We start from the raw sequence: 6,962 nt of genomic DNA, 5'->3' as shown, positions 1-6,962 counted from the left end.
GCTGCAGATGATCCGCAACATCCCGCACCTGGCGCTGATCCCGCTGGTCATCCTGTGGTTCGGCATCGACGAGGAAGCCAAACTGTTCCTGGTGGCGCTCGGCGTGTTCTTTCCGATCTACGTCAACACGCTGCTCGGCATCCAGAGCGTCGACCCGCATCTGGTCGAGATGGGCCGCGTCTACGGCATGGATCGGCGCGCCCTGTTCTTCCGCGTCATCCTGCCCGGCGCGCTGCCGGCGATCTTCGTCGGCCTGCGCTATGCCCTGGGCATCATGTGGCTGACGCTGATCGTCGCCGAAACCATCTCGGCCAGCTCCGGCCTCGGCTACATGGCCATGCAGGCGCGCGAATTCCTGCTGATCGACGTCGTCGTGCTGTCGATCCTGATCTACGCGCTGCTCGGCAAGCTCGCCGACAGCCTCGCCCGCCTGCTCGAGCGGCTGTCGCTCGGCTGGCATCCGGCCTTCCAGAACGGATGAGAGATTGCCCATGACCGCCGCCAGCCTGACCGCAGCCCGTTCCTTCGTCGCCACGCCGGTGCGGCCGATCGGCTCCGTCGAAGGGCAGCGGGCCTTTGCCTTCAGGCAAGCCGGCAAGCGCTTCGGCGACAAGACCGTGCTCGACGGCATCGACCTGGACGTGCCGGCCGGGCAGTTCCTTGCCGTCATCGGCAAGAGCGGCTGCGGCAAAAGCACGCTTTTGCGGCTTCTGGCCGGGCTCGACCGGCCGACATCGGGATCGCTGACATTCGGCGTCGAAGAGGAAGGACACAGCCGCACGCGCTTCATGTTCCAGGAGCCACGGCTCCTGCCCTGGGCCAGCGTGGTGAAAAACGTCGAGGTCGGGCTGACCGGGATTGCTTCCGGCGCGGAGGCAAGGCAACGCGCGCTCGACATTCTAGGCGAGGTCGGGCTTGCCGACCGGGCCGACGAATGGCCTTCGGTGCTGTCGGGAGGTCAGAAGCAGCGCGTGGCGCTGGCCCGCGCGCTGGTCGGCCACCCGCAGATCCTGGCTCTCGACGAGCCGCTCGGCGCACTCGACGCCCTGACCCGCATCGAGATGCAGCAGCTTCTGGAACGAATCTGGCTCGCGCAGAAGTTCACCGCCGTGCTGGTCACGCATGATGTCGCCGAGGCAGTGGCGCTGGCCGATCGGGTCGTGGTGATCAGCGAAGGCCGGATCGCGCTTGATCTGGATGTCCCGGTCGAACGGCCGCGCCGACGCGGTTCGGTCGAGCTTGCGCGGCTGGAAGGCAAGATTCTGGATCGGCTGTTCGGGTAGGTTTGTTGGGGGCGGCGCCGCAATTGGCGGAGTGGGGGTCGACCTTTCTTCGAAGCTCACCCTCTAGCGATTGGCCCACACCAATCCCACCAGCCCGACCAGCATGGTGACGACACCGATATACAGCCATTGCGACTGGCCGGTCATGAAGCTGCCGCCGACAACGCCGACGCCTTGCAGCGACCACAGCGCGCCGACGGCAAGCACAATCAAAGCCAGCAGATTTTTGGTCAGCTTCATTGCCGGATCTCCCTTTTGAAGTCGATTGGTTGGAGCATTGGGGCCGCGATAAAAGAGCCAAAGGAAGTGGCCCGACCATGCCGGTCTCTACTTGGATATTAATGTTCGATCTTGTCAAACGGACGTCTGACCGCAGCACAAAGATCATCATTGATTGACCATCGCGTGCCGGAAATCCCTGACAGACTGTTACCCAGCGACTCCAAACGTGTGCCATTGCCACGGAACCGCCAGATCACTGCCGCATTTCGCGCCTTATTTGGCACCTAACGGCTGGGGTCTGTCAAAAACGGAGCCATCCCCCAAATATGAAGAACCCAAAACAGACCGCGCTTGTCGCGGTAACGATCGCTGCTGGCCTGATGGTCGGCGCTTCTTCGGCGACCGCCGCCGCCCAGTGCGGCCGCGCCTCGTGGTATGCCCTGCACTCCAAGACCGCCTCGGGCGAGCGCATGAACCCGTCGGCGCTGACCGCCGCGCATCGCACCTTGCCTTTCGGCACCAAGCTCAAGGTGACCAACAAGAACAACGGCCGCAGCGTCGTCGTGCGCATCAACGATCGCGGTCCGTTCATCAAGGGACGCGTGCTCGACCTGTCGAAGGGTGCCGCCGGCCAGCTCGGCTTCATCGGCTCCGGCCACACTTCCGTGTGCATGGCGCGCGTCTAGAGTGGCCTTTTCTTGGACCATGACCTCTGCCGAACCGGGGGTTCGCAAAGCGAAAACCGGAATCCACTTTTCGGGATCATGGCCGGTGTCCGGCAAAGGGCCGGACACACTGCCTACACATTTCGCAGCCGCACACTGAGCCGGCTGGCGCCGTTCGGCCCCGATTTCCATGGCCTTGAACCAAAGATGCATTGGTCACGCAGCGTGACGTATTGCATCGCAGCAATTAGTTGTTAACTTCCCCGCGAGACATCTAGGGCTCGGCGCTGCTCGTCGTCCCTTCGGTCGCAGGCAGCAGCGGGGTTCTCGATGTTCTACCAGCTCTATGAAATGAACCACGCCGCCTTGCAGCCCGCGCGCCTCTATGCCGACGCGGTGCGGATGTTCTATTCCAATCCGCTCAATCCGTTTTCCCACACGCAATGGGGCCGTTCGATCGCGGCGACGGCCGAACTGTTCGAGCGCACCACGCGCCGCTACGGCAAGCCGGCCTTCGGCCTGAGCAAGACCGTGGTCGACTGGAAGAGCGTCGAGGTCGCCGAGAAGACCGTCTGGTCGAAGCCGTTCTGCAATCTCGTCCGCTTCGAGCGTGCCGTGCCCGCCGGGCGCAAGCCCGATCCGAAGCTTCTGATCGTGGCGCCGATGTCGGGCCATTATGCGACGCTGCTGCGCGGCACGGTGGAAGCGATGCTGCCCTATGCCGACGTGCACATCACCGACTGGGTCGATGCCCGCATGGTGCCGCTTGCCGACGGCCAATTCGATCTCGACGACTACATTGATTACGTCATCGACATGCTGCACACGCTGGGGCCGGACACGCATGTGATGGCGGTGTGCCAGCCTTCGGTGCCGGTGCTGGCCGCCGTGGCGCTGATGGAAACGAAGGGCGACCCCTTCGTGCCCTCGACCATGACCTTGATGGGCGGCCCGATCGACACCCGCAGCAATCCGACTGCGGTCAATCTGCTGGCGCAGGAAAAGGGCATCGACTGGTTCCGCGACAATGTCGTGATGCATGCGCCCTGGCCGGTGCGGGGCTTCGGCCGCGAGGTCTATCCCGGTTTCCTGCAGCTGTCCGGCTTCATGAGCATGAATCTCGACCGCCACATCATCGCCCACAAGGACTTCTTCATGCATCTGGTGAAGCATGATGGCGACAATGCCGAGAAGCACCGCGATTTCTACGACGAGTACCTTGCTGTCATGGACCTGACGGCGGAGTTTTATCTGCAGACCGTCGATACCGTCTTCGTGCGCCAGGCCTTGCCCAAGGGCGAGATGACGCATCGCGGCACCAGGATCGATCCGTCGGCGATCCGCAACGTCGCGCTGTTCACGGTCGAAGGCGAGAACGACGACATATCGGGCCTTGGCCAGACCAAGGCGGCGCATGATCTGTGCCCCAATATCCCGGCTGAGCGGCATGCCCACTACATGCAGCCGGCGGTTGGCCATTACGGCGTGTTCAACGGTTCGCGCTTCCGTTCCGAAATCGTGCCGCGCATCGTCGACTTCATCACCAGCTATGGCCGCCAGGAGCGTGTCGCGGTGAAACCGAAGCTGGTCCGCGCCGCCAAGAGATAATGCAAGTCGCCCAAATTGCGGATTTTGGACGATGACCTGCATAGAACCAAGCTTAACGGCGACAAACCGTGAGATTGACCGGTAAAAGCCGGCTGGCTGGCCGATTCTGTTGCACAAGTGCCGCTGTCCAGCCCCTCGGGTAACCATGCCGACAATCCGATCGTCGTCGTAATTGACACGGACTGTAAATCCCCCTTAACCTTTCGTTAATAACAAAGGGTGAGCGGGGACAATGATTTCCTCATCGATGGCGCAACGGCTGCGCGTGTATGTGGCGGCCGGGCTGGCAGTGACGGCAGGCTGGGTGGCACCGGCTTTGGCGGGTGGAGCGATGGCGACCGGGGGGCTCACCTCGCAGCCGATCGGCCACTATGATTTCTGCAAGCTGCATCCGGGCGAGTGCTCGATCCGCCCGACCAATCTGGCGCCGGCTCCGATGAGCGACGGGCTGATGCGCAAGCTCCTCAATGTCACCGCCAGGGTCAACGCCGCCGTCAAGCCGATGAGCGACATGGACATCTACGGCAAGGACGAGGTCTGGGCCTATCCCGACAAGGGCGTCGGCGATTGCGAGGACTATGTGCTGGAAAAGCGGCGCCAGCTTTCACGCATGAGCATATCGCTTGCCGATCTGCTGATCACCGTCGTGCGCAAGCCGGACGGCGAGGGCCACGCCGTGCTGACGGTGCGCACCGACGAGGGCGACTATGTGCTCGACAATCTGACCGACAAGGTCAAACCATGGGACGCGACCGGTTACCGCTTCCTCAAGCGGCAGGCGATCGACAACACCGGCCGCTGGGTCTCGATCCGCGGTGGCCAGCAAGTTCTGGTCGGGGCGGTGCAGTAAATACGGCGTTTGCCGGAAGTATCCATCGCTTCGTCATCCTAGGGCGTAGCAGGAGCGAAGCTTCGTCGCGGCGACTCTAGGCCACGGCCGATCGCTCCACTTCCTCAATATCATCTTCACTGACAACCGGCGCAAAATGTTCATCGCCGATGAGCTGTTGCGTGCTCCTGGCAACGAGAAATAGTCAATGAGATCCTATGTGATCAACCTAGACCGCAGTTCCGATAGATTGGTGCGGATGACTGATCGATTCGCGTCTGTCGGGCTTAGTTTCGAGCGGGTCTCGGCGGTGGACGGACGACTGCTGAGTCCGACCGAGATCTCCGATGTCTACAAGCCCGTTTTCGGGGCGGCCGCAATGACGCCGGAAGAGGTAGGCTGCTTCTTGAGCCATCGCCGGTGTTGGGAAAGGATCGCCTCGGAAGCAGACCCCTACGGCTGTGTTTTCGAGGACGACATGTTGATGTCCAGGCATGCGGATCTGTTTCTTGGCGAGGACACCACATGGATTCCTGCGGGCGCGGATATCGTAAAGATCGAGACGGTCGCTGGACGGGGAGTCTGGCTTGACCGTGCCGTTAAGCTACTGTCTGGCGACTTCAAGTTGGGGCTTCTTCGCAGCTTCGAATTCGGGTCCGGCGGATACATTCTCTCAAAGTCGGCGGCCGAACGCCTCTTAAAGATCACCCGGGTGTTTTCCGATGCGGTCGACCACGTGAAGTTCAATCCCGCATGCGGGATAGCTAACAGCCTAAAATCCTATCAGATGTTCCCGGCTCTCTGTATTCAAACCCAAGTCTTTTATCCCAAGGGATCTGATCTGGTCGATGAGCCTGCACTCGCCACGCACAGTTTACCGCGTTTTCCGGACAGCTTGGTGAATAGGCCCTGGCTGATACGGAAGAGCCTTCAGACGTTTCGTCGGATATCGCACAAGTTGCGCCGTCACCGGCGAACGGTGATATTCTTTGCCGATAAGGCTGCGAGGTAGAGCCCTGAGAAAACTTGAAGCACGCCTCGATCGGCTGCAACTTCATCCAAACGCCTGATCGCCATCTGAATCCTCCGGTCTGCGCGTCCGCTTCGCCCGTGGATGACGAAATCGAGGAGCCTCCGCCAGAATTCGCCATTTCTCCGTGAACCATTTCGCTCCGGCCAGCGACACACAGCCGTGAACCGAAACCAACCATGGAGACTTCAGATGACTGCTTTTCTGCGAAACACCCTTCTTGCCGCTCTCGCGGTGTCGAGCATGGCCGGATCCGCCATGGCCGATCAGACCACCAGCTGTTCCAAAACCAACCTCAACGACCTCTGGGCCGGCCGCTGTTGCGGTGATGCCGGGGCGTCGGACTGCCTGGGTGGTGGAAACAACGGCCACGGCGATCACGGCCGGGGCGGTAATGGCGGCACGGCCGGCAAGAAGTGATCTCACCACTGTGCCCGCTGGCGGTCCGCCGGCGGGCAGTTTCCTCGTGAGCAGGCGAATTTTGCACCGGCGCGGGCCGTCAGACTACGGCCGCTGGTTTAACGCCGCGCGGATCGATGCGGTGATGCGGCGAAGCTCCGCCTCGTCGAGTTTCTCGATGTTTTCCGCCAGCAGATTGGCAAGCTCGGTGGCGGCGGGGGAAAGACCCGACGTGTCGAGTTTTACACGCGGGTGCGAGGCCTCGGCCAGCCGCGCCAGTTCCTCGGCATCGTCCCAGATGATGTTGAAATAGCCGATGATCTTCTGGATCAGCGTCCAGGTCGGGGCACCGCGCCTGCCATGTTCGAGCGCCGACAGGTAGGCGGCGCTGACGCCGATCGCCGCCGCCATGTCCTTCTGGCGGACACCGCGTTCGCCTCGTAGCGTGCGCAGCTTCTCTCCGAACGGGGTCATGTCCCCGCCCTCATGATAGAACTCCTCACAGGCGCGCCCGCCGCAGGCGGATATAGAGCGCACCCGAACCGCCATGGTTGCGGGCGGCATGGTCGTGGCTGGAGACGAGCGGCCGGAAGGCGGGCGTCGACAGCCAGGCCGGTACCGCGCGACGCAACACGCCATCGCCGCCGGAGGACGAGCCCTTGCCGGTGATGACCAGGACATAGCGGACGCCGCCGGCATGCGCCCGGTGCAGGAACGAAAACAGCAGCGAATAAGCCTCGTCCTGGGTCATGCCGTGCAGGTCGACACGGCCCTCGATCGGCAGCCGGCCTTTCGACAATTTGTCCAGCGTCGGCTCGTCGAGGCGGTGCGTGACTTGCTGAGCCTTCGGCTTTGCGGTCCCTGCGGCGTTGGCAGAGGCCAGCGCCGCAGGGACCGCAAAGCCGAAGGCTCAGCAAGTCACGCAC

At 62.4% G+C, this 6,962-nt stretch carries 9 protein-coding genes and 1 pseudogene; 7 read left to right on the top strand and 3 right to left on the bottom strand.

Translation table 11 applies throughout. The features are described 5' to 3' along the window. A partial coding sequence (locus tag EN749_RS27370) for an ABC transporter permease subunit (RefSeq protein WP_128364339.1) occupies positions 1-481 on the top strand: 481 nt, incomplete at its 5' end. Between the two features lie 10 nt (positions 482-491). Continuing rightward, positions 492-1,283: an ATP-binding cassette domain-containing protein gene (locus EN749_RS27365; RefSeq protein WP_128364338.1), complete on the top strand. Its 792-nt coding sequence runs from the start codon at positions 492-494 to the stop codon at positions 1,281-1,283. 63 nt (positions 1,284-1,346) lie between these two features. On the opposite strand, the gene EN749_RS37850 is transcribed toward EN749_RS27365, so the two are convergent. Next, positions 1,347-1,523: a hypothetical protein gene (locus EN749_RS37850; RefSeq protein ID WP_189367728.1), complete on the bottom strand. Its 177-nt coding sequence runs from the start codon at positions 1,521-1,523 to the stop codon at positions 1,347-1,349. A gap of 308 nt (positions 1,524-1,831) precedes the next feature. On the opposite strand from EN749_RS37850, the gene EN749_RS27355 reads away from it, so the two are divergent. The 5 genes from EN749_RS27355 (at position 1,832) to EN749_RS27330 (ending at position 6,057) form a co-directional block, all read left to right on the top strand. After that, positions 1,832-2,191, top strand: coding sequence for a septal ring lytic transglycosylase RlpA family protein (locus tag EN749_RS27355; protein ID WP_127268049.1), 360 nt, complete (start codon positions 1,832-1,834; stop codon positions 2,189-2,191). Between the two features lie 309 nt (positions 2,192-2,500). Beyond that, positions 2,501-3,778, top strand: coding sequence for a polyhydroxyalkanoate depolymerase (locus EN749_RS27350; protein WP_128364337.1), 1,278 nt, complete (start codon positions 2,501-2,503; stop codon positions 3,776-3,778). 232 nt (positions 3,779-4,010) lie between these two features. After that, positions 4,011-4,628 carry a transglutaminase-like cysteine peptidase gene (locus tag EN749_RS27340; protein ID WP_027040328.1) on the top strand — a complete coding sequence of 206 codons (618 nt, stop codon included), beginning with the start codon at positions 4,011-4,013 and terminating at the stop codon, positions 4,626-4,628. A gap of 187 nt (positions 4,629-4,815) precedes the next feature. Further along, positions 4,816-5,619, top strand: coding sequence for a glycosyltransferase family 25 protein (locus EN749_RS27335; RefSeq protein WP_128364336.1), 804 nt, complete (start codon positions 4,816-4,818; stop codon positions 5,617-5,619). Positions 5,620-5,829: 210 nt separating this feature from the next. After that, complete coding sequence (locus EN749_RS27330) at positions 5,830-6,057, top strand: hypothetical protein (protein ID WP_127414144.1); 228 nt, start codon at positions 5,830-5,832, stop codon at positions 6,055-6,057. A gap of 84 nt (positions 6,058-6,141) precedes the next feature. On the opposite strand, the gene EN749_RS27325 is transcribed toward EN749_RS27330, so the two are convergent. Together EN749_RS27325 and EN749_RS27320 are read right to left on the bottom strand one after the other, a co-directional pair. Beyond that, positions 6,142-6,510, bottom strand: coding sequence for a helix-turn-helix transcriptional regulator (locus EN749_RS27325; protein WP_027040326.1), 369 nt, complete (start codon positions 6,508-6,510; stop codon positions 6,142-6,144). Between the two features lie 25 nt (positions 6,511-6,535). Further along, a pseudogene (locus EN749_RS27320) lies at positions 6,536-6,910 on the bottom strand (Smr/MutS family protein); the annotation flags it as partial. Between the last annotated feature and the right edge of the window lie 52 nt (positions 6,911-6,962).

Origin of the sequence: Mesorhizobium sp. M7A.F.Ca.ET.027.02.1.1 (assembly GCF_004022985.1) — a bacterium.
In the GTDB taxonomy this organism is placed as follows: Bacteria; Pseudomonadota; Alphaproteobacteria; order Rhizobiales; family Rhizobiaceae; genus Mesorhizobium.
This window is presented reverse-complemented; position numbering and strand designations above follow the sequence as displayed.

Excerpts from the sequence above, each read along its gene's own strand:
- EN749_RS27340 (WP_027040328.1), top strand. The coding sequence starts at position 4,011 with ATGATTTCCTCATCGATGGCGCAACGGCTGCGCGTGTATGTGGCGGCC.
- EN749_RS27365 (WP_128364338.1), top strand. The coding sequence starts at position 492 with ATGACCGCCGCCAGCCTGACCGCAGCCCGTTCCTTCGTCGCCACGCCG.
- EN749_RS27330 (WP_127414144.1), top strand. The coding sequence starts at position 5,830 with ATGACTGCTTTTCTGCGAAACACCCTTCTTGCCGCTCTCGCGGTGTCG.
- EN749_RS27355 (WP_127268049.1), top strand. The coding sequence starts at position 1,832 with ATGAAGAACCCAAAACAGACCGCGCTTGTCGCGGTAACGATCGCTGCT.
- EN749_RS27350 (WP_128364337.1), top strand. The coding sequence starts at position 2,501 with ATGTTCTACCAGCTCTATGAAATGAACCACGCCGCCTTGCAGCCCGCG.
- EN749_RS27335 (WP_128364336.1), top strand. The coding sequence starts at position 4,816 with ATGAGATCCTATGTGATCAACCTAGACCGCAGTTCCGATAGATTGGTG.
- EN749_RS27325 (WP_027040326.1), bottom strand. The coding sequence starts at position 6,510 with ATGACCCCGTTCGGAGAGAAGCTGCGCACGCTACGAGGCGAACGCGGT.
- EN749_RS37850 (WP_189367728.1), bottom strand. The coding sequence starts at position 1,523 with ATGAAGCTGACCAAAAATCTGCTGGCTTTGATTGTGCTTGCCGTCGGC.